The organism is Rhodococcus sp. PAE-6, from assembly GCF_025290685.1.
Classification (GTDB): domain Bacteria; phylum Actinomycetota; class Actinomycetes; order Mycobacteriales; family Mycobacteriaceae; genus Rhodococcus; species Rhodococcus pyridinivorans.
The window spans coordinates 234,800-256,004 of record NZ_JAOCLZ010000002.1 but is presented as its reverse complement, the minus strand read 5'-3'; the positions used below and the strand labels follow the sequence as shown (position 1 = coordinate 256,004).

Genomic DNA, 21,205 nt, shown 5'->3' with positions numbered 1-21,205 from the left:
GCGCGGCGGCCTGTCTCACCCACTTCCGGACCTTCTCCTCGTCGAGGTCCTCGAGCCGGCGGATGTCGTGATAACGCCGCCGGCGCGTAGTCGCTACAGAAATAGCTGTCCGCTACGGAAAATTTCCGTAGCGGACAGCCATTGTCGTAGCGGATGCCGGATCAGACGGACACCTTCTCCAGCTTCGCCGGTTCGCGCTCGGGAGCGGGCTCGTGATCGTCGATCATCATGCTCTCGTCGAACGGCAACCGTCCGCTGAGCACCTCGTCGACGCGGTCACGGTCCACCGACTTGGTCCACGTGCCGATGAGCAGGGTCGCGATGGCGTTGCCGGAGAAGTTGGTGACGGCACGCGCCTCGGACATGAACCGGTCGACACCGACGATCAGGCCGACACCGTCGAGCAGGTCGGGGCGGTGGCTCTGCAGACCGCCGGCCAGCGTCGCCAGACCGGCACCGGTGACCCCGGCCGCACCCTTCGAGGCGACGATCATGAACAGCAGGAGCGAGATCTGCTCACCCATGTTCAGGGGACTGCCCATCGCGTCGGACACGAACAGGGCGGCCATCGTCAGGTAGATCGCGGTGCCGTCCAGGTTGAACGAGTAACCGGTGGGCACGACCACGCCGACGGTGGTGCGCTGGACACCGAGGTGCTCCATCTTGGCGATCAGACGCGGCAGCGCGGACTCCGACGACGACGTCGCAAAGATGAGGAGGTACTCGCGGGCGAGGTACTTCGCGAGCTTGAACACCGAGACACCGGAGACCGCTCGCAGCAACGATCCGAGAACACCGAAGACGAACACGACGCACGTGAGGTAGAAGGCGATCATCAGAACACCGAGCTGCAGGACCGCGCTCAGACCGGTCTGGCCGACGACGTTGGCGATGGCACCGAAGGCACCGATCGGGGCGAGCCACAGGATCATCGTCAGGATGCGGAAGACCAGCTTCTGCAGGTGGCCGATGCCCCGCAGGATCGGTTCACCCGACTTGCCGATGCCCTGGATGGCGAAGCCGACGAGCAGCGCCACGAACAGGGTCTGCAGGACGCTGCCCTCGGTCAGTGCGGACAACAGGGAGGTGGGGATGATCGACGCGATGAAGTCGACGGTGCCGCCGGCGGCATGCGCCTTCTCGGCGAGTTCGGCACCCGAGCCGGCGTTGGCCGGATCGAGGGTGAGCCCCGAACCCGGGTCGAGCAGGTTGCCCACACCCAGGCCGATCGCGAGGGCCACGGTCGACATGCCCACGAAGTAGATCAGCGCGAGTCCACCGATCCGGCCGACGCTCGCCGCTGCCCGGACCGACCCGATGCCGAGCACGATGGTGCAGAAGATCACCGGGCTGATCATCATCTTGATCAGGTCGACGAACATGGTGCCGAGGACACCGAGCGACTTGCCCGTCTCGGGGGCCAGCCATCCGACGGCGATACCGGCGACGACGGCGATGATGACGCCGATGTACAGCCAGTGGGTACGGTCGCGGCGTTTCTCGCCCCGCACGGTTGTGGTGCTCATGGAGTGCCCTTCGATCATGCGCGGGCTCGTCGCGCGATGTTCACGGATAACGGGATGCGGTGACGCACCGGCGAGGACTCGGGAATCGACCGTGGTTCGGTCGGGTACTACGGGACCCTGGTAGGGGCCGCTCCGCGCCCGGGTGGTGACCGGCATCACGTCCACATAAGGACATGGTGGTGGCCGGGTCGCCGCGGGAGAAGTTTGTGTACATAGTGTTCACGGGAGGTGAACGGTGAACCGTCGCCAGGCGAGACCGCCGATGAGCGTGGCGGGCCAGCTGCTCATCCTCCAGCTGGTGGTGTTCACGGTGATAGCGATCGTGGCGGGTGCGCTCATCGTCGTCGACGAACGCCGCGACGCCGACGAGGCCACGCGCCGCACCGTGACGGATATCGCAGTGACAGCCGCGCTCTTCCCGGAGGTCGCGGACGGGTTGCTCTCCCCCGATCCGACCGCAGCGCTCCAGCCCCGCGCCGAGCAGATCCGCGAGGCGACAGGGGTGGACTTCGTCGTCGTCGTGGACCCCGAGGGCATCCGCGTGACACATCCGGTGCCGGAGCAGATCGGGTTGCCGTACACGGGCCACACCGATGAGGCCCGTTCGGGCACGCCGTTCACCGAGACGTACACGGGCAGCCTCGGATCGTCGATCCGCACCATCGCGCCGGTCTACGACGACGGCACGCTCGTCGGATTCGTGTCGGTCGGGGTGACACGGGAGAGGATCGCCGAGAACTTCGTGCGGAGCCTTCCGGGCATCGTCGGCCTGGTGGCGGCCGGGCTCGTGGTCACCGCGGCGGGCGGATACCTGATCGCGCGGCGCCTGCGCCGTCAGACCCTCGGGCTCGATCCCGACCAGCTGCGGCGCATGTACGAACACCACGACGCCGTCCTGCACTCGATCGGTGAGGGGCTGCTGGTGTTCGGCACCGCCGACGGTTCCCCTCGCGTCGACATCGTCAATGACGAGGCCCGCCGGCTGCTCGGGTTGGAACCCGTCGGCGCGGTGGAGCTCGACGCTCTGCCCGCGACGGTGCGCGAACTCGCCGTCGCGGACGAGGCACGCGACGAGGTGCACCTGACCCGCGACCGGGTCCTGGTGGTGAACAGCGATGCGGTGCTGTGGAACCGGCGACGCATCGGCACCGTCGTCACTCTCCGCGACCACACCGAACTACGCGGTGTCCTGGGCGAACTCGACTCGGTCCGCGGGTTCGCCGAGTCGCTGCGGGCGCAGGCACACGAGTCGGCGAACCGCCTGCACACCATCATCACGATGGTCGAACTCGGCCGGCCGGAGGAGGCGGTCGCCTTCGCGACCCAGGAACTGGCGGTGTCCCAGCACCTGATCGACAGGCTGACCGGCGCCGTCCACGAACCGGCGCTGTCGGCACTGCTGCTCGGCAAGATCGACGAGGCCGCCGAACGAGGGGTGGAACTGACCGTCACCGACGACACGGAACTCGGTCCGGTTCCGATCCCGGCGCGCGATATCGTCACTCTCGTCGGGAATCTCATCGACAATGCCATCGACGCCTCCCATGCGTCGGACGATCCGTGGGTGGAGGTGACCGTGCGCCAGGAGGATTCATCGATGATCGTCGAGGTCGCCGACAGCGGGCCGGGGATGTCGCCGGAGGTGCTGGCCCAGGCCATGCAGCGCGGCTACTCCACCAAGTCCGAGCAGCGCGGCCTCGGACTCGCACTCGTCGCCCAGGTCGTGGCGCGTCACGGGGGAACTCTGCGCACCGAACCGTCGCTGGGTTCGATGATCGTCGCCGTGATCCCCTTGGAGAGCCGGTCGTGATCCGGGTGCTCGTCGTCGAGGACGAACCGCTCATCGCCGAGGCCCACCGCGAATACGTCGGGAGGGTGGACGGATTCGAGGTGGTAGGTGTTGCGCACACGGGTAGCGACGCCGTGCGGGCGGTCGCGTCGGCTGCGCGGGTGGGCACACCGGTGGATCTGGTGCTGCTCGACATCGGGCTCCCCGACACGAGCGGCCTCGAAGTGGCTGCACGCCTGAGCGCCGGTCGTCCGAGTCCCGACATCATCGCCGTCACGTCGAACCGCGATCTGGAGGTCGTGCGGACGGCGGTCGCGCGGGGTGTGGTGCTGTATCTGCTCAAGCCGTTCACCTTCGCGGCACTGCAGGACAAGCTCGAACAGTACGTGGCCTACCGCTCGGCGTTGCGCGACGCCGAGACCGCGGCGGGCCAGCACGATATCGATCGCGCCATGTCGGCTCTGCGCACGAGCAGTTCCCGTCCGTCCACACCCAAGGGCATCTCCCCCGACACGCTGTCGAAGATCACCGATTTCCTTCATCACGCCGACGGGCCGCGAACCGCTGCGGAAGTCGGATCGGCCGTGGGGGTCTCACGCGTGACGGCGTGGCGTTACCTCGAACGGCTCGCCGACGACGGAGCCGCGACCCGCATCACCGAGTACGGCCGCGCCGGCCGGCCTCAGGTCCGGTACGAACTGCGCAGGTGAGCGGTCTGCTATCGGCTACACAGTTCGTCATTCGCGTCGGCAATTGCTGCGGCGAATAGCGAGAACGCGAGCGGATACCGAGCTCAGCCCGCAGAGGTCTCCGCGCGGCAGGCGCCCGACGTCTCGAGCACCCACGCGAACTCGAACGCGACCTCGCGCCACTTCTCGTACCGGCCCGACACACCGCCGTGTCCCGCGCTCATCTCCGTCTTGAGCAGCAACGGCGCATCGCCGGTCTTCGTCGCGCGCAGCTTGGCGACCCACTTGGCGGGTTCGACGTAGAGCACGCGCGTGTCGTTGATGCTGGTGATCGCGAGGATCGCCGGGTAATCCTTGGCCTCGACGTTCTCGTAGGGGCTGTACGAGCGCATGTACTCGTACACCTCCGGGTTCTCGAGCGGGTTGCCCCACTCGTCCCATTCGATCACCGTGAGCGGCAAGGACGGATCGAGGATCGACGTGAGCGGGTCGACGAACGGGACGTTCGCGAGGATGCCCGCGAACAGCTCGGGTGCGATGTTCGCGACCGCACCCATGAGCAGGCCACCGGCACTGCCGCCGTCGGCGACCAGCTTCTCCGGGCTCGTGACGCCGGCGTCGATCAGGTGCCGCGCGCACGCCACGAAGTCGGTGAAGGTGTTCTTCTTCGTCAGCGACTTGCCGTTCTCGTACCAGTGCCGGCCCATCTCGCCGCCGCCGCGCACGTGCGCGACCGCGAAGACCATGCCCCGGTCGAGCAGCGACAGGCGTGCGACGGAGAAGGCCGGGTCGATGCTCGCTTCGTACGAGCCGTAGCCGTACAGCAGCGTGGGCGCGTTCTCGGGGGTGCCCTTGCGCGCGACGATCGACAGCGGGATCTTCGTGCCGTCCTCGGCGGGCGCCCACTCGCGGCGCTGCTCGTAGAGCGTCGGGTCGAACTCGCCGAGCACCGGCTGCGACTTGAGCAGCTTCAGCTCACCGGTGCTCACGGTGTAGTCGTAGACCCGGCTCGGGGTGATGAACGACGTGTAGCCCAGACGCAGTGTGGGCTGGGTCCATTCGGGGTTCGCGCCCGGTCCGACGGCGAAGAGTTCCTCGTCGAACTCGAGTTCGGTGAGCTTGCCGTAACCCTCGTCGGTCAACGGCCACACCGCGAGTCGGGTGAGGGCTTCGCGGCGGTAGCCGAGCACGAGGTGTCCCTCGAACGCGTCGACGTCCTCGAGGCGCACGTCGTGCCGGTGCTCGATCAGGGTGCGCAGCGCGGACGGGTCGTCGACGGGAGCCTCGGCGAGGACGAAGTTCTCGGCCTTCTTCCCCGTCTCGGGGTCGACGTCGTTGTGCAGGATCAGGAAGCGGTCCTCACCGGCGATCACGGCGTGCTCGGCACCGTACTCGACACCTTCGCGGCGCGGCAGGATCACACGGAATTCGCCTGTGGGGTTCTCGGATTCGAGCACCCATCCCTCGGTGGTGATCTTCGAGCCGACCCAGATCATGAGGTACTTCTCGCTGCGGGTCGAACCGATCGACACCCAGTACCGCTCGTCGGGTTCGTGGAAGACCTTCACGTCCTCGTCGACGGAGGTGCCGAGCTTGTGCCGCCAGACGGTGTCGGGTCGCCACGACTCGTCGACCGTCTGGTAGAAGACGTGGCTGTGGTCGAGCGCCCACGTCGCTCCCGGTGCGGTGCCGGGGATCTCGTCCGCCCGCATCTCACCGGTGGTGAGGTCCTTGATGCGCAGGGTGTAGCGCTCGTCGCCCACGACGTCGGTCGAGTACGCGAGCAGCGTGCCGTCGTGGCTGATCGAGAACGCCCCGAGCGAGAAGAACTCGTGCCCTTCCGACTCGACGTTGCCGTCGAGGAGCACCTGCTCGCCGGGGAGTTCCACACCAGGCGTGACGTCGGGCGGTGTCCAGTCGTCGGCGTCGGCGATCGGGCACCGGCACTGGATCGCGTACTGCTTGCCCTCGACGGTGCGGGCGTAGTACCACCAGTCACCCATCCGGGTGGGGACCGACATGTCGGTCTCCTGGGTGCGCGACCTGATCTCCTCGAAGATCGCCTCACGCAGCGGAGCGAGATGTTCCGTCTGCGCCTCGGTGTACGAGTTCTCCGCTTCCAGGTACGCGACGACCTCGGGGTCGTTCTTGTCGCGCAGCCATTCGTAGTCGTCGACGAAGGTGTGCCCGTGATGGGTGCGCTCGAGCGGCACCTTCTTCGCGACCGGCGGAGTGATCTTCGAGGAGGTCATATGCGGTCAGCCGATCCAATCGTCGAAGGACAGTCCCGAAATACGTTCGTACGCCTCGATGTAGCGAGCTCGCGTCTTGTCGACGACGTGCTGCGGCAGCGGCGGGGGCGGGGTGTCGGAGGCGCGGTCCCAGCCCGATTCGGGTCCGGTGAGCCAGTTCCGGACGATCTGCTTGTCGAAGCTGGGCTGAACCTTGCCCTCCTCGTACTCGTTCGCGTCCCAGTAGCGGGACGAATCCGGGGTGAGGACCTCGTCGGCGAGCACCAGATTGCCGGCCTTGTCGAGACCGAACTCCAACTTGGTGTCGGCGAGCAGGATGCCGCGGTCGGACGCGTACATGGCGGCGCGGTCGTAGATATCGAGCGTGTCCTGACGCAGCTTCATCGCCAGGTTCAGACCGACCTTCTCGACGACGTCGTCGAAGGAGATGTTCTCGTCGTGGTCGCCGAGCGCAGCCTTGCTGGCCGGGGTGAAGATCGGTTCGGGCAGTCTGCTGGCCTCGACGAGCCCCTGGGGCAGGGTGACACCGCAGACGGAGCCCGTGGCTTGGTAGTCGAGCAGGCCGGAGCCAGTGAGGAAGCCTCGGGCGACGCACTCGACGGGCACCATCTCGAGGCGCTTGACCACGAGTGCGCGGCCGAGGACCTCCTCGGGGATACGCTCGTCGTCGGGTTCTCCCGCGAGGTGGTTGTTGGTGGCGTCGAGCAGCTTGAAGAAGAACACGCTCATCGCAGTGAGGACCCGTCCCTTGTCGGGGATCGGGGTCTCGAGCACGTGATCGTAGGCCGAGATCCGGTCACTGGCGACGAGGAGCAGGTGCTCGTCGTCGATCACGTACAGATCACGCACCTTGCCGCCGGCGAGGTGTTGGTAGGACTCGAGTGAAGGACGCACGCTGACACCCTAGTGCTCATCGAGTGGGCGTACCGCACCCCGTGGCGGATATCCCACTCGTTCACCGCCGGGTGGAACAACGAACGTATGAGTGGGAACAGGAGTGGCATGGCCGCATCGTCGCGAGTGGACGTCGGGTTCGGGTCCGAGCGGGGCCCGATCCTCATCGCTCTGATGCTCGCCACCTCCCTCGTGGCGCTCGAGAGCACCATCCTGGCGACCGCGATCCCGACGATCGTCGCGGACCTGGGCGGCTTCACGCAGTTCCCGTGGTTGTTCTCCGCCTATCTGCTCACGCAGGCGGTGCTCGTCCCGGTCTACGGCAAACTCTCCGACGTCTTCGGCCGCACTCCGCTGTTGTTGTTCGGGATCGGGGTGTTCGCGGCGGGTTCGGTGCTGTGCGCGGTGGCGTGGAGCATGCCGGCGCTGATCGCGTTCCGCGCGGTGCAGGGACTCGGCGCCGGTGCGGTGCTGCCGATGGCACAGACGATCGCCGGGGACATCTACACGGTCGCCGAGCGCGCCAAGGCGCAGGGCTATCTCGCCAGTGTGTGGGGCATGTCGGCGGTGATCGGCCCGGCCGTGGGCGGTGTCTTCGCAGACTTCCTGTCGTGGCGGTGGATCTTCTGGATCAACCTGCCGTTGTGTGCCCTCGCGGCGTGGGTGCTCGTCCGCAACTTCCGCGAGGACACGCCGTCGGGACCGCGACCGCGCGTGGACTGGGCCGGCGCGGCGACACTCGCGGTAGGCGCCGCCCTGCTGATCCTCGGCCTGCTCGAGGGCGGGCAGTCATGGGCGTGGACGTCGGCGACCGGGATCGGCATCTTCGCCGCCGGTGCAGCCCTGATCGCGGTGTTCGTGTGGATCGAGTCCCGCGCCGCCGAGCCGATTCTGCCGATCCGGCTGTTCACGCGACGTGTGCTGGTCACCACCAGCGCGGTGTCGTGCCTGGTGGGCGCGGTCGTGCTGGGCCTGACCTCGTACGTTCCGTCGTTCGTGCAGGGCGCGCTGGGGACCACGGCGCTCGTCGCGGGCTTCACGCTGGCGACGATGACGATCGGCTGGCCGATCGCGGCGGCGCAGTCGGGCCGGCTCTATCTGCGGATCGGTTTTCGCAACACCGGTCTGGTGGGTGCGGTGCCGCTGTTGTGCGGCGCGGCGCTGTTGACGCAGGTCGGGGTGGATTCGGCTCCCGGGGAGGTGGCGCTCTGCTGCGTGCTCGTGGGACTCGGGATGGGGTTGATCGCCAGTCCCGCGCTGATCGCGGCGCAGTCCAGCGTCGACTGGTCCGAGCGGGGCGTCGTCACGGGCGCGAACGCCTTCGCACGTGCGATCGGCAGCGCGGTGGGCGTGGCGGTGTTCGGTGCGCTGGCCAATGCAGCCCTCGGGGGCGCAGCGGCGGACGAGACCGTCACCGGAACTCCCGGTGCGGCGCAGTTGGCGGACTCGGTGGCGCCGGTGTTCGTCGCCGTTCTGGTCTGCGCCGTCCTGCTGGTGTCGTGCGTGTGCCTGATCCCGAACCGTCCGGCGGCGGCCGGGTAGGCGACACGCCGCGTGCCTATACCGTTACCTACGAGCTGTTTCGTATTCGCTCGAGATCGGGCACCATCTCTGCGGTGAGAACGACAAGCGGCGGCAAGGACACCATCGACGACGTGACGTACTTCCCCGTCGGAGCTGCGGAGCATGCTCTGCAGCGACTGGCACACGCTACGGCGATGCAGGACACGACGGATTACGAGTCGCTGCGCTCTGCCATGGACGCGGAGTTTTTCTGGCGCGGTGTCGCCGAGACCTTCCGGATCGCCGACGAGGCGTTCCGGATCGTGTCGTCCGCGACACGCGACCGGCAGGACATCTGCGCGCACGTCATGGCACGCGCTGCCGACTGGGTGGGCACCATCGAGCTCGCCACCGAGGGATCCCGGTTGTACGGCGCGCTCGTCGCTTACACCCAGGGCGTCAGCGAAGGGTATTCGGCCGTGGAGGCCTGGGCGCGCGACGGACGGGTATGACGCGAAAGCGCTGATCGACGCGAAGGCGGGGCCGGGGATCACCCCGGCCCCGCTCGTCGACCCGCAGGTCAGCCCACAGCTTCGAGATCGCCCGTGTCCTCGAACCGCCGTAGCGTCGGGGTCGCAACGAACATGATCGCGATGATCACCACACCGGCCACGCCGTAGATGGTCAGGGCCATCGAGATCGGCACCAGCGAGGCCACGACGCCCGCCGCGACCGCGCCGACGGAGGTACCGGCCGTCACCTGCGCGCCCCACACGGCCGCGATCCGTCCGCGGTACTCGTCGGAGGTGTTGCGCTGGACGGTCGCGTACCGCACGACGTCCGCGAGCGAGTCGCCGAAACCGTGCGCGGCCAGACCGAGCAGCACGACGGCGAGGACGCCGGTCGCGCCGGCACCCACCAGACCGGCGGCGGAGACCGCCATGAGCAGGTACACCACCAGCCCGTACCGGCGGATCGAGCCGGTCCAGCCGCTGGTCAGCGAGCCGACCACGGCTCCGACGGCGGGTGCGGTGTAGAGCAGGCCGACCACCGACGGTCCGACGCCGAGCACCTCGTCGGCGAACTCCGGGATCAGCACGGCCCAGCCGGACAGCAGCATCGCGAGGAATCCGACGATCAGCACCTGCCCCACCACGCGGTTGTGTGCCGCGTACCGGAAACCCGACACCACCGACTTCAGCGGTGATTCCTCCGCCACGTGCGTCGGCGGCAGCGACGGCAGGCGGGTGATGCAGAAGGTGGTGATCGCCGTGGTGAACGCCGCGAGCGCGTAGGCCACACCCACACCACCGGCGGCGATGACGACACCGCCGAGCGCCGGGCCGATCATGGATCCGAGGTCGGCGGTCAGCGCCATGAGCGCGCCGGCCGCGGCGAGCTTGTCGCGCGGGATCAGGCTGGGGGTGACCGCCATGAGCGCGGTCGACGAGATCCCGCCCGCGATGCCGTCGACGACGGCGAGCACGTAGATCGCCCACATCTGCGGTTCGGGCAGGAACGCGTTGATCGCCAGCAGCGCGAAGGCGACGCCCGCGGTGCCGCGGGCGAGGGCGATGACGTTCCGCCGGTCGTACCGATCGGCGAGCACCCCGCCCGCGAAGGTGGCCCCGAAGGTGGTCACACCGATCACCGCGGAGACGGCGGCGACCTGCGCCGTCGAGCCGGTGAGCTGGTACACCTGCACGGGCACGGCCACGATGAGGAAACCGAGACCGAACAGCGACACGACGCGTGCGGTGAACAGGTACCGGAACTCGCGGCTGGTCCGCAGCGGGTCGAGGTCGATGAGGAGCTTCTCGAAGACGGCCACGATCACCCGCTCATCCGCGGGTGAGCAGCGCGATCCACTGCTCGAGGTCGGGGGCGGAGGCGAGGTCCACGAAGTCGACCTCGACGCCGGCGCTACGCCACTGTTCCACGAGGGCCATCAGCCGGACGGAGTCGAGTCCCTGGTCGACGAGGCTCACCGAGGGGTCGAGTTCGTCGACGTCGATGTCCAGGATCCGGGCGGTGTCGGCGAGGACGGTAGTGCGATCGAGCATGGTGTTCTCCTTGTTTCGATGTGTGCAGGCGCTGTGCCCTGGTAAGCGGTGCCGGTGAGTTCTTTCGCGGCGACGACGACCTGCACCGTCTCCTGCCAGATCCGCGCGATCTCGGCGAGCGTGTCCGCGTCGATCACGTCCGCTGCGGCGGCGAACTCGCATTCCAGAACCGCGCCGTCCGGGGTGTCCTCGGTGATCGCGTCCACCTGCAGGACGTGGTCGAGCGGCATGTCCGGATCCACCGAACCCCCGATCGCAGCGGCGCCCGGTGCACCCGACCACGGGCTGCCCGACGCCTCGCCGAGCGTGAGCCGACCGAGGTAGTTGAAGACGACGGCCGGCGGCACGTACCGGGCGAAGCGGTCGCCGAAGTCCGGGTTCAGTCGACGCAGCAGGCCGAAGCCGATGCCGTTGTCGGGTCGTTCCCGCGACGCGCGGGCCACCGCACGCAGCACCGCGCCCGCGGCGTCGGTGTCCCGGGACGCGGACGCCACGTCGACCTCCGCCAGATCCACCGTCACCGGATACATCGACGTGAACCAGCCGACCGTGCGCGACAGGTCGGCACCGGGGACCACCTGCTCCTCCCGGCCGTGTCCCTCGAGGTCGATGCGGACCTGGTCGCCACCCCGGACCGACGCCACCGCGACGGCGAGGGCCGAGAGCAGGATGTCGTCGACGACGTTCGCGGCCAGGACCCGCTCGGTGACGTCGACGGGCAGTTGCACGCGGGTCGACCGGGTCGAGAGGACGGTGTCGCGTGCCGGGTCGAGCGGGCGCGAACCGAGCATCGGTTCGTCGGCGTCGACGGCACGCTGCCAGGCCGACCACGACGCGGTGATCCGCTCCGAGCGTGCCGCCTTCGCGAGTTCGTCCGCCCACACCCGGAAGGATGTGCCGCTCGACGACAGGGTCACCGTCTCCCCGCGTTCGGCCTGTTCGACGGCGTCGGCGAGGTCGGGGACGAGGATCCGCCACGACACGCCGTCCACCACGAGGTGGTTCACGACGATCAGGACGCGTCCGGCCTGCTGCGGCCCGAAGTCGAACCACACGATCTGCACCATCGTCCCGTTCTCGGGATCGAGTGCGGCGTACGCGTTCTCACGCTCCTCGTCGAACAACTCGTCCCAGTCCCGGCCCGTGGCGTCGACGCGCCGCACGGCTGCGGTGAGGTCGGGAACGGTCTCGGGGACCGTCCACGACGGCCGTCCCTCGTCGTCGATGCGGAAGGTCGAACGCAGCATCGGGTGGGCGGCCACGAGCGCCTCGACCGCGGTCCGCAGAACGCCGAGCGTGAGTCCGACCGGCGCGACGAGCAGGCGTGCCTGTGAGAACCGGGACAGGCCCGTCCACTGCTCGAGGGTGTCCCACACGATCGGCGTGACGGTCACCTCCCCCGTCGCCTCGCCGACGGCAACAGGGTGGGTGTCTCCCGTGTCGTCGTCCACGGCGGCCGCGAGCGCTTCCACGGTGCGCAGTTCGATCACCTGGCGGGTGGTGATCCACAGCCCGGCGGCCCGGACCTTCGACACGAGCTGGATCGAGACGATCGAATCGCCACCGAGCGAGAAGAAGTCGTCGTCGATCCCCACCCGGTCGAGCCCGAGCACATCCGCGACGAGATCGGCGAGGACCCGCTCGGTGCCGGTGCGCGGCGCACGCGCCCCGACCAGCGACGAGAAGTCCGGTTCGGGCAGGGCCTTGCGGTCCACCTTGCCGTTGGCGGTGACGGGGAAGGTGTCGAGCACCAGCACCACGGCGGGCACCATGTAGTCGGGCAGGCGCTCGGCGACCGCGGCACGGACCACCGCCGGATCGACGTCGCCGTCGGGGGTCACGTAGCCGACCAGGCGTGTCACGCCGCGACTGTCGGTGTGCGCGTCCACGACCGCGTCCCGCACCCCGCGCACCGCGGTCAGCGCGGCCTCCACCTCACCGAGTTCGACCCGGAAGCCGCGGATCTTGACCTGATCGTCGCCGCGGCCGAGGAATTCGAGCACGGGCCGGCCATCGGCACCACGCACCCGCCGGACGAGGTCGCCGGTGCGGTACATACGGGTGCCGTCGTCGGCGAAAGGATTCGGCACGAACCGCACCGTCGTGAGGTCGGGTCGGCCGAGATATCCGCGGGCGACACCGGCACCGGAGACGTACAGTTCGCCGACCACACCCATCGGGACGGGCCGGAGCATCGCGTCGAGGACGTACGCGCCGGCGCCGTGCACGGCCCGGCCGAGGCACGGTGTGTCGGCGTCGGTGACGGCCCCGATGAGAGAGTCCACGGTGCATTCGGTCGGTCCGTAGAGGTTGAAGGCGCGCCCGTCGGTCAGCTCCCGCAGTCGCTGCCACGACGCCGGATTGACTGCCTCGCCACCGAATCCGACGGAGGCGGGGCGGTGTCCGCTCTCGTACAGTCCGGCAGCGAGCATGCGGTCGAGGAAGGACGGGGTGACCTCGAGGAAGTCGAGTTCGTGCTCGAGCGTGTATGCGACCATCCGTTCGGGATCACGCATGGTGTCCTCGTCGAAGACGTGCACCGTGTGTCCGTCGAGCAGCCACAGGGTCGGCTGCCACGAGGCGTCGAAACCGAACGACCACGCGTGCCCGACGCCGACGGAATCGCGTCCGGACGCCGCTACGGTCGGGACGTAGAGATCCGCGCGGTGGCTCTCGAACAGGTTGAGCAGGTTCGCGTGCGTGACCGCGACACCCTTCGGCAGTCCGGTCGAACCGGAGGTGTAGATGACGTACACGCCGTTGTGCGGGCGCAGCGCACCGCGGCGGTCGGCATCCGTCAGTGGGGCGGTGGAGAATTCGCCGAGTTGCAGGTCGGGGTCGTCGAGCACCACGATCCTCGTGTCGCCTGCGATGGGGACGATACCGTCGAGAACCGAGGCGACCGTGACGATCACCTGTGGTCGAGAGTCGGACACCATGTGCGCCAGTCGATCCTGCGGATAGGACGGGTCCATCGGCACGTACACGCCACCCGACGAGATCGCCGCCGCGATCGCGACGACCATGTGCTCGGACCGCGGCAGCGCGAGTCCCACGACCGTCTCCGGTCCGACTCCGGCGTCGACGAGGAGCCGCGCGAGTCGCGCGGAGCGCCCGCCCAGTTCCGCGAACGACAGTGTCGTGCCGTCGGCAACCACCGCAGGTGCGTGCGGGGTGCGGGCGATCTGCCGCGCCAGGAGATCGGCGACGGTCGCCGCTCCGCTCGACGGGGCCGCGGGGGTCGTCGACCGGTCGCTGCGCAGACCGGCCCGCTCGGCGGTCGTGAGCACATCGAGTTGCGCCACGGTGCCGGGGTTCTCGGCGACGAGCTGGTCGAGGATGCGGACGAGGCGCTCCCCCAGTGCGGTGGCGTCGTCCTCGGTGAACAGATCGGTCCGGTACTCGAGGCCGAGGTGCAGTTCGTCCTCCAGTCCCGCGACCAGCACGAGCGGGAAGTTCGTGGCGTCCGAACCCCCGACCGATCCGACCCGCACGCCGCCGTCCCGTTGCGCCGCGCCGAGGGCGTCGCGGTCGACGGGGTAGTTCTCGAAGACGAGGAGGGTATCGAACAGTTCGCCGATCCCGACGGCACGTTGGATGTCGGCGAGACCGACGTACTGGTGGTCCATCACGCGGTTCTGGGTGCCGTGCGTGCGAGTGACGAGATCGGTGATCGACTCCCCCGCCTGCGTGCGGACGCGTACCGGGACGGTGTTGATGAACAGGCCGATCATCGATTCCACGCCCGGCACGTCGGGGACGCGCCCGGAGACGATCGCACCGAAGACGACATCGGTTCTGCCGGTGAGCGACCCGACGAGAAGGCCCCAGGCGGTCTGCACGAGTCCGTTGACCGTGACGCCCTGTGCGCGGCTCGCTTCGACGAGCCGCCGCGACAGCCCGTCGGGCACGGCGACCGTCAGTTCGGCGGGAAACTGCGGTCGCAGCGCCGTACCGGACGGTGTGACGAGGGTGGGTTCGTCCACGCCGTCGAGCAACTCGCGCCACACTTCGACACCGGCCGCGACGTCCTGTTCGCCGAGCCAGTCGAGGTAGTCGGAGAACGACACGACCGGCGCGAGTCCGGCGGCGGAACCCCCGGCGGCGTAGATCTGCAGGAGTTCCTGCACGAGCAGCGGGGTGGACCAACCGTCGGAGACGAGGTGGTGCATCGTGAACAGCAGTCGCGCACGCGTCGGTCCCGCGACCACCAGCGTGAAGCGCACCAGGGGTGCGGCCGCGAGATCGAATCTGCGGGTGCGGTCGGCGGCGAGCAGTTCCGCCACCCGCGTGTCGAGTTCGCCGGGCTCGACGGTCCCGAGATCGACGACCTCCCAGTGCGGCTCGGCGGCACGACGGACGACGCCGATCGGTTCGCCCGCTGCGCCGAGTCGATAGCCGGTGCGCAGAACGGCGTGCCGGTCGACGAGTGCACGCACCGAGCGCTGCATCGTGCCGGCGTCGACGCGGCCGTCGAGGGCGAGGTCGGTCTGCATCGTGTAGACATCGACACCCTCGGCGACACTGCCCGATCCCGACGGCTCGTCCAGTCCGGCCAGGAAGTACATGCCGCGCTGCAGGGGTGTCAGCGGCACGACGTCCTCGATGCCGTCCGGATTTTCGGCGTGCAGTGCGAGCACCTCGTCGACGGACAACCCGGACGCCGTGAGCACCGACGGCACGGGGACGCCCACGGCACCGCCGGAGACCGTGTCGGTGAGAAGGTGCAGTGCCGCGAGCCAGCGCTGCCCGATCCGGCGGGCCCGATCGGCGTCGAGAGCACCGGTGGCGTAGGTGAACACCGCCGAGAGAGCGGGTCCGTCCGGTCCGTCCTCCGTGATCGCGTTGACGTCGAGGACGTGGTCGAGGGGCATGGCCGGATCGACGGAACCACCGAGCGCGGCCGCCTCGGGTGCGGCCGACCACGCGGAGTCGGCGGTATCGCCGAGGGTCATCCGGCCGAGGTAGTTGAACATCACCTCCGGGGTCCGGTAGCCATCGAAGCGGTCGCGGTCGTCACCGAGGAAACGCAGGAGACCGAAGGAGATTCCGTTGTCGGGAATGCGTTTCAGCGATTCGGTCGCGTGGGCGACGGCCCGGAGCGGAGCACCGCCGTCGAGTGCACGGTCTCCGCCGAGTTCGACCGTCACGGGGTACAGGGAGGTGAACCATCCGACGGTACGCGACAGGTCTGCACCAGGCACGATCTGTTCCTCGCGTCCGTGACCCTCGAGATGCACTCGCAGGGCGGATCCGCCGCAGACGTCGGTGACGGCGAGTGCGAGGGCCGCGAGCAGCACATCGCCGGTGCCGATACCGAGGGCGGACGGCACCGCGGTGAGGATGCGTTCGGTGACGTCGACCGGTACGTCGATCTCGACGGACGCCGAGGTCGACACGATGTCGCGCTGCGGGTCCAGGGCGCGGCTTCCCACCGCGGGCGAACTCTCGGCGGCGAGGGCGGATTCCCAGAGCGGCCACGATCCGGTGATCCGCTCGGACGAGGCCGCTTCGACGAGCGATTCCGCCCACTCCCGGAAGGACGTCCCGGTGTCCTCCGGCGCTGGCGTCTCCCCGCGGGTGGCCGCGGAGACGGCACCGGCGAGGTCGGGCACCAGGATCCGCCACGACACGCCGTCGACGACGAGGTGGTGCGCGACCACGACGATCCGTCCGGCCTGCTGCGGTCCCGGGTCGAGGAAAACCACGCGGAGCATCACCCCGGCTTCGGGGTCGAGTGCGTCGACAGCCTCCGCCGACGCTTCAGCGATGAGGTCGTTCCACGAAATTTGTTCCGTGGTCGAGTGATCCACTCGCCGGACGAGCGTCGCGGCCTCCGGGATGTCCTCGGGCACGATCCATGTCGCACCGCGACGAGTACGCCCCGACGGTCCCGAGTCGCCGACGGTGAACCGCGAGCGCAGCATGGGGTGGGCCGCGAGCAGTGCCCGCACACCCGTGACCAGATCCGTCTCCCGCAGGCCGACGGGGGCGACGAGCGTCCGGGACTGGGTGAATCGGCGCAGCAAGTCGAACGATCCGGACGCGAGGGATTCGTGCACGATCGGCGTGACGGGCACCGGGCCGGTCGCCGCCGTCCGGGCTCGCCGGGGTTCCTCGGCGGGTGCCTCGCACGCTGCGGCGAGTGCGGCTGCGGTGCGCAGTTCGAAGACCTGACGGGCGGTCACGCGCAGGCCGGCCGCGCGTAGACGCGACACGAGTTGGATGGAGACGATCGAATCGCCCCCGAGGGTGAAGAAGTCGTCGTGGACACCCACGCGGTCGAGGCCGAGGACGTCGGCGACGGTGGCGCACAGCGTCCGCTCGGTCTCGGTGCGCGGTTCGCCGGCACCCGCCAGGGACGAGAAGTCCGGTTCGGGCAACGCCGTCCGGTCGACCTTGCCGTTGGCCGTGATCGGAAGGACGGGAAGAGCGACGAGCACCGCCGGGACCATGTAGTCGGGCAACCGGTCGGCGAGCGCGGCCCGCACCTCAGCGGTGTCGGGTCCGTCGCCGACGATGTACCCGACGAGGCGGGTGGTCCCCCGGTGGTCGGTGTGTGCGACCACCACGGCGTTCCGCACGGCCGGATGCGCGGTGAGCGCGGTCTCGATCTCGCCGGGTTCCACTCGGAATCCGCGGATCTTGACCTGGTCGTCGTCGCGGCCGACGTATCCGAGTGTGCCGTCGTCCGTCCAGCGCACGACATCACCCGTGCGGTACATGCGGGCACCCGCGACCCCGTAGGGATCGGCGACGAAGCGTGCTGCGGTCAGGTCGTGGCGGCCGAGATATCCGCGGGTGACACCGTTTCCGGAGACGTACAGTTCACCGGCCACTCCGATGGGCACGGGACGCAGCCAGTGGTCCAGGACCCGCACGCTCGTCCCGGGAGTGGGACCGCCGATCGTCACGGTGTCCCCCGCGATGTGCGCGGAAGTCGCATCGACGGTGCATTCGGTGGGTCCGTAGCAGTTCGTCGCCACCACGTCGCTCGCGGTGAGTCGCTGCCACAGCGCGGTGCTCACCGCTTCGCCGCCCACGGTGACGATCGCGGGAACGTGCCCACCCGGTTCGAGGAGACCGGCGTCGAGCAGGCGGTTCATGAGCACGGGCACGGTGTCGACGTAGTCGATGCCGTGAGTGCGCACGTAGTCGACGATGCGGTCGACGTCGGCACGGTTGTCGTCGGGAAGCACATGCAGCACATGGCCTTCGAAGAGCCAGGTGAGCGCGGCGACCGCCGAGTCGAAGGCGAACGGGTAGGTGAGCAGGACGTGCCACTGCCCGTCGCGCGGCGCACGACCGGCGGCGTGCATGGGCCCGGCGGCCTGTGCGGCGTGCAGGTCGGCGAGATTGGCGTGCGTGACGGCCACGCCCTTCGGCAGACCCGTGGAGCCGGAGGTGTAGACGACGTAGGCCAGATGATCCGGGCGGAGCGGAGCGCGCCGGTCCGCGTCCGTGAGCGGAGCCGACGACAGCGCCGACAGTGTGGACTCGACATCCGGGTCGTCGAGGACCAGCACGTCGACCCCGTCGAGCACCTCACCGAGACCCGCGCGCACAGCGTCGGTGGTGATCACCAGACGCGGTGCGGCATCGGTGATCATGTGCTTCAACCGGTCGGCGGGATAGGACGGGTCGAGCGGCAGATAGGCGCCTCCGGCGGTGAGGACGGCAACGATCGCGTCGACCATGGCGCCGGTCCGGGAAAGCGCGAGACCGACCCGGTCGTCGGGTCGCACGCCGCGGTCGACGAGCAGCCTCGCCAGTCGCGCCGAGGCCGTGCCTAGTTCACCGAACGACGATTCCTGCTCACCGCACACCACTGCGGGTCGGTCGGTGCCGGTGGTGAACCGGTGCGCGAGCAGGTCGGCGACGGTGCCGCTCGACGGTGCGGCGGGTGCGGTGGACCAGGTGCCCAGTACACGTTCCCGTTCCGAGGACGGCAGGACGTCGAGGTCGGCGACAGGCGCATCGGGCCGGGCACACAGGGCCTCGAGGATCGCGACGAGGCGGGCGCCCAGGGCGGCGGCCTCGTCCGCGTCGATCAGCGACGGGCGGTGGTCGAGCTTGACGACGAGCCGATCGGACATGCCGGCCGTGAGGACCAGCGGATAGTTGGTGGCGTCGCGTCCGTCGACGCCGGTGATCGTCACTCCCCCGGCGCGTTGCGCTCGCTCGAGGGCGTCGCGGTCGACGGGATAACTCTCGAAGACGGTGAGGGTGTCGAACAGTTCACCGATCCCGACGGCGCGCTGCACCTCGGACAGGCCCAGGTACTGGTGATCGACGGTGCGCGACTGCTCGAGCTGTACGCGTCGCAACAGTTCGGTGACGGTCGCGGCGGGATCGAGCCGCACCCGCACCGGAACGGTGTTGATGAACAGCCCGATCATCGATTCCACGCCGACGAGTTCCGGAGGGCGGCCCGAGACCGTCGCGCCGAAGACGATGTCGTCGCGGCCGAGCAGACCGGACAGGAGCATCGCCCACGCGGTCTGCAGCACCGTGTTGAGCGTGACGCCGCTCGCGCGGGTGAGCTCCGCGAGCTTCGCGCCGAGCCCGTCGGGGACCGGAACCTCGAGTTCGCCGCAGCGTTCCGACGAGCGGGTCGCTCCCGGCGGTGCCACGAGCGACGGCTCGCTCACACCGTCGAGCGCCTCCCGCCACAGCGACCGGGCGGCCTCGTGGTCCTGGCGCCCGAGCCACGCGAGATAGTCGCGGTAGGGGCGCACGGACGGCAGGCCCGACGCCGATCCCCCGGCGGCGTAGATCTCGAGCAGCTCGCGCACGAGGATCGGGGACGACCAGCCGTCGACGACGATGTGGTGGGCGGTGAGCAGCAGGCGCACCTCGTCGGCGCCGAACCGCACGAAGGTCCAGCGAACGAGCGGCGGTTGCGTCAGGTCGAACCAGTCGTACAGGTCGTCCTCGACGATCCTCAGGAGCCGACGTTCCGCCTCGGCGCGTTCGAGACCGGACAGATCCTCGCTGCGCCAGGGATTCTCCACACCCGACACGACGAGACCCGCCGTACGGCCGTCCTTACGGGGACGGAAGCACGTGCGCAGCGCCGGATGACGGTCGAGCAGCGCCTGCGCGGAGGCCGCCATCCGCTCCTCGTCGACCGCCCCCGAGAGTCGCACCACCGATTGCACCGTGTAGGCGTCGGGATCGGCCGCAGCCGTGTCGTCGGATGTCGAGCCGGTCGGCGCCGCAACGGTACTCAGGTAGAGCAGGCCCTGTTGCAGCGGCGAGAGCGGAACGATGTCTTCGAGCGCAGTGGAAGGGGTCATCTGTCGCTTTCGGTATGGACGGTCATTTCGGGCACGGACGGCGAACGGCCCCCGCGCCGGGACGTCGGGGGCCGTTCGGTCGGTGGTGCGGGGCGGGCCCGCAACAGCGACTACTCCTGGTTCTGGTTGGCCGGAAGTTTCGCCAACTCGGCATCGATGGAATCGAGTGCCAGCAGAGCGGTTTCGTAGGTCGCTGCACTGGAGTGCTTGACGGCGACGAGGTTGCCGGCCTTCACGGCGGGAAGATCCTGCCACAGCGGGGAGGCGAACAGTTCCTCCAGCTCGGGCGGCAACGAACCGTCGGCCTCGACACCGTAGACGATCACGTCGGCCTCGCCGAGGTTCTCGGGCAGTTGCTCGACCGACAGGTACTCGGCGTGAACTCCCTCGGGATCGGTCGGCTCCCCGTAGAAGTCGAGTCCGAGGTCGTCGAACAGGTTGGTGGTGTACGACGAGGCGTATTCGCGGGAGAACTCACCGGGCTCGGTACCGCACACACCGCAGACGCCGGCGAACTTCAGGCCCCCGAGCGAGTCGGCGTACTTGTCGGCGATCTCGGCAGCGCGAGCCTCGTACTCCTCCTTGAACTCCCCGTAGGAGTCGCTGACGTTCGCGGCATCGGCGTACTGCTCACCGAGTTCGCGCCACTCGCCCGGGACCGTGAGTCCGACGAAGACCACCGGGGCGAGCGCCTCGAGCTTGGCCACGTCGACCTGCTCCTGCACGCGGGCCGGGACGCCCATGATGATGAGGTCGGGATCTGCGGCGGTGACTGCCTCGTAGTTGAGTTCCGAGACGGCGCCGTCGGGAGCGACCTTCGGCAGCGCCTCGTAGGCGGCCAGGGTCTCCTCGTCCATGTTGTCGAGCTCGCGGCTCCACTCGCATACGGCGGCGAGGTTCGCGCCGGCCTGGATGAGCGGGAGGGTTGCGTAGCCGCAGGACACGATCCGCTGGGGGTCGGCCGGGATCTCGATGCTGCCGTTCTGCGCTTCGAAGGTGCGCGTCGCGGCGGAGTCGGTGCCGCTCTCCGCGCTGCTGCTGTCGCCGTCGCTCGAACATCCCACAAGTCCGACGGCCAGCAGGGCTGCCGCGCCGAGCGCCGCGGCGCCCCGCGCGCGCTTGCGTTCCAGAACGCGCATCGTTGTTCTCCCAGAGTCTCCCGCCGGGGCGTGTTGCCCCGGTCATGATTG

General features: G+C 69.1%; 11 protein-coding genes. 4 read left to right on the top strand and 7 right to left on the bottom strand.

What is annotated here, in order from left to right; translation table 11 throughout:
- Positions 1-161 precede the first annotated feature (161 nt).
- Positions 162-1,526, bottom strand: coding sequence for a cation:dicarboxylase symporter family transporter (locus NVV99_RS05685; RefSeq protein WP_041803973.1), 1,365 nt, complete (start codon positions 1,524-1,526; stop codon positions 162-164).
- Positions 1,527-1,788: 262 nt separating this feature from the next.
- Here NVV99_RS05685 and NVV99_RS05680 point away from each other — a divergent pair, with 262 nt between their 5' ends.
- Complete coding sequence (locus NVV99_RS05680; RefSeq protein WP_024102999.1) at positions 1,789-3,336, top strand: sensor histidine kinase; 1,548 nt, start codon at positions 1,789-1,791, stop codon at positions 3,334-3,336.
- Positions 3,333-4,025 (top strand): response regulator, encoded by a 693-nt coding sequence (locus NVV99_RS05675; RefSeq protein ID WP_006551834.1) that lies wholly within the window; start codon positions 3,333-3,335, stop codon positions 4,023-4,025. Before NVV99_RS05680 ends, NVV99_RS05675 begins: the two co-directional genes overlap by 4 nt.
- A gap of 83 nt (positions 4,026-4,108) precedes the next feature.
- Here the strand turns inward: NVV99_RS05675 and NVV99_RS05670 are convergent, their stop codons facing one another.
- Both NVV99_RS05670 and NVV99_RS05665 read right to left on the bottom strand, forming a co-directional pair.
- Positions 4,109-6,256 carry a S9 family peptidase gene (locus tag NVV99_RS05670; RefSeq protein WP_024102998.1) on the bottom strand — a complete coding sequence of 716 codons (2,148 nt, stop codon included), beginning with the start codon at positions 6,254-6,256 and terminating at the stop codon, positions 4,109-4,111.
- Positions 6,257-6,262: 6 nt separating this feature from the next.
- Entirely contained in the window at positions 6,263-7,150 is an 888-nt protein-coding gene (locus NVV99_RS05665; RefSeq protein WP_006551836.1) for a phosphoribosylaminoimidazolesuccinocarboxamide synthase, read from the bottom strand.
- Positions 7,151-7,258: 108 nt separating this feature from the next.
- On the opposite strand from NVV99_RS05665, the gene NVV99_RS05660 reads away from it, so the two are divergent.
- Both NVV99_RS05660 and NVV99_RS05655 read left to right on the top strand, forming a co-directional pair.
- The gene (locus tag NVV99_RS05660) at positions 7,259-8,692 is read left to right on the top strand and encodes an MDR family MFS transporter (protein WP_024102997.1); all 1,434 of its coding nucleotides are present in this window, start codon (positions 7,259-7,261) and stop codon (positions 8,690-8,692) included.
- 74 nt (positions 8,693-8,766) lie between these two features.
- On the top strand, positions 8,767-9,165 hold the full coding sequence (locus NVV99_RS05655) for a hypothetical protein (RefSeq protein ID WP_024102996.1): 399 nt from the start codon (positions 8,767-8,769) through the stop codon (positions 9,163-9,165).
- A gap of 68 nt (positions 9,166-9,233) precedes the next feature.
- Here the strand turns inward: NVV99_RS05655 and entS are convergent, their stop codons facing one another.
- The 4 genes from entS to NVV99_RS05635 form a co-directional block, all read right to left on the bottom strand.
- Positions 9,234-10,484, bottom strand: coding sequence for an enterobactin transporter EntS (gene entS, locus NVV99_RS05650; protein WP_024102995.1), 1,251 nt, complete (start codon positions 10,482-10,484; stop codon positions 9,234-9,236).
- Between the two features lie 10 nt (positions 10,485-10,494).
- Positions 10,495-10,716, bottom strand: a complete 222-nt coding sequence (locus NVV99_RS05645) for a phosphopantetheine-binding protein (protein WP_006551840.1) — start codon at positions 10,714-10,716, stop codon at positions 10,495-10,497.
- A complete protein-coding gene (locus NVV99_RS05640; protein ID WP_024102994.1) occupies positions 10,638-20,015 on the bottom strand; it encodes a non-ribosomal peptide synthetase in 9,378 nt (3,125 codons plus the stop codon). The genes NVV99_RS05645 and NVV99_RS05640 overlap by 79 nt, the downstream gene beginning before the upstream one ends.
- Before the next feature lie 110 nt (positions 20,016-20,125).
- Positions 20,126-21,154, bottom strand: a complete 1,029-nt coding sequence (locus NVV99_RS05635) for an ABC transporter substrate-binding protein (RefSeq protein ID WP_024102993.1) — start codon at positions 21,152-21,154, stop codon at positions 20,126-20,128.
- Between the last annotated feature and the right edge of the window lie 51 nt (positions 21,155-21,205).

Bases quoted from the DNA above. Each gene is read 5' to 3' on its own strand.
- NVV99_RS05685 (WP_041803973.1), bottom strand. From the start codon at position 1,526: ATGAGCACCACAACCGTGCGGGGCGAGAAACGCCGCGACCGTACCCAC.
- NVV99_RS05680 (WP_024102999.1), top strand. From the start codon at position 1,789: ATGAGCGTGGCGGGCCAGCTGCTCATCCTCCAGCTGGTGGTGTTCACG.
- NVV99_RS05670 (WP_024102998.1), bottom strand. From the start codon at position 6,256: ATGACCTCCTCGAAGATCACTCCGCCGGTCGCGAAGAAGGTGCCGCTC.
- NVV99_RS05660 (WP_024102997.1), top strand. From the start codon at position 7,259: ATGGCCGCATCGTCGCGAGTGGACGTCGGGTTCGGGTCCGAGCGGGGC.
- NVV99_RS05645 (WP_006551840.1), bottom strand. From the start codon at position 10,716: ATGCTCGATCGCACTACCGTCCTCGCCGACACCGCCCGGATCCTGGAC.
- NVV99_RS05640 (WP_024102994.1), bottom strand. From the start codon at position 20,015: ATGACCCCTTCCACTGCGCTCGAAGACATCGTTCCGCTCTCGCCGCTG.
- NVV99_RS05635 (WP_024102993.1), bottom strand. From the start codon at position 21,154: ATGCGCGTTCTGGAACGCAAGCGCGCGCGGGGCGCCGCGGCGCTCGGC.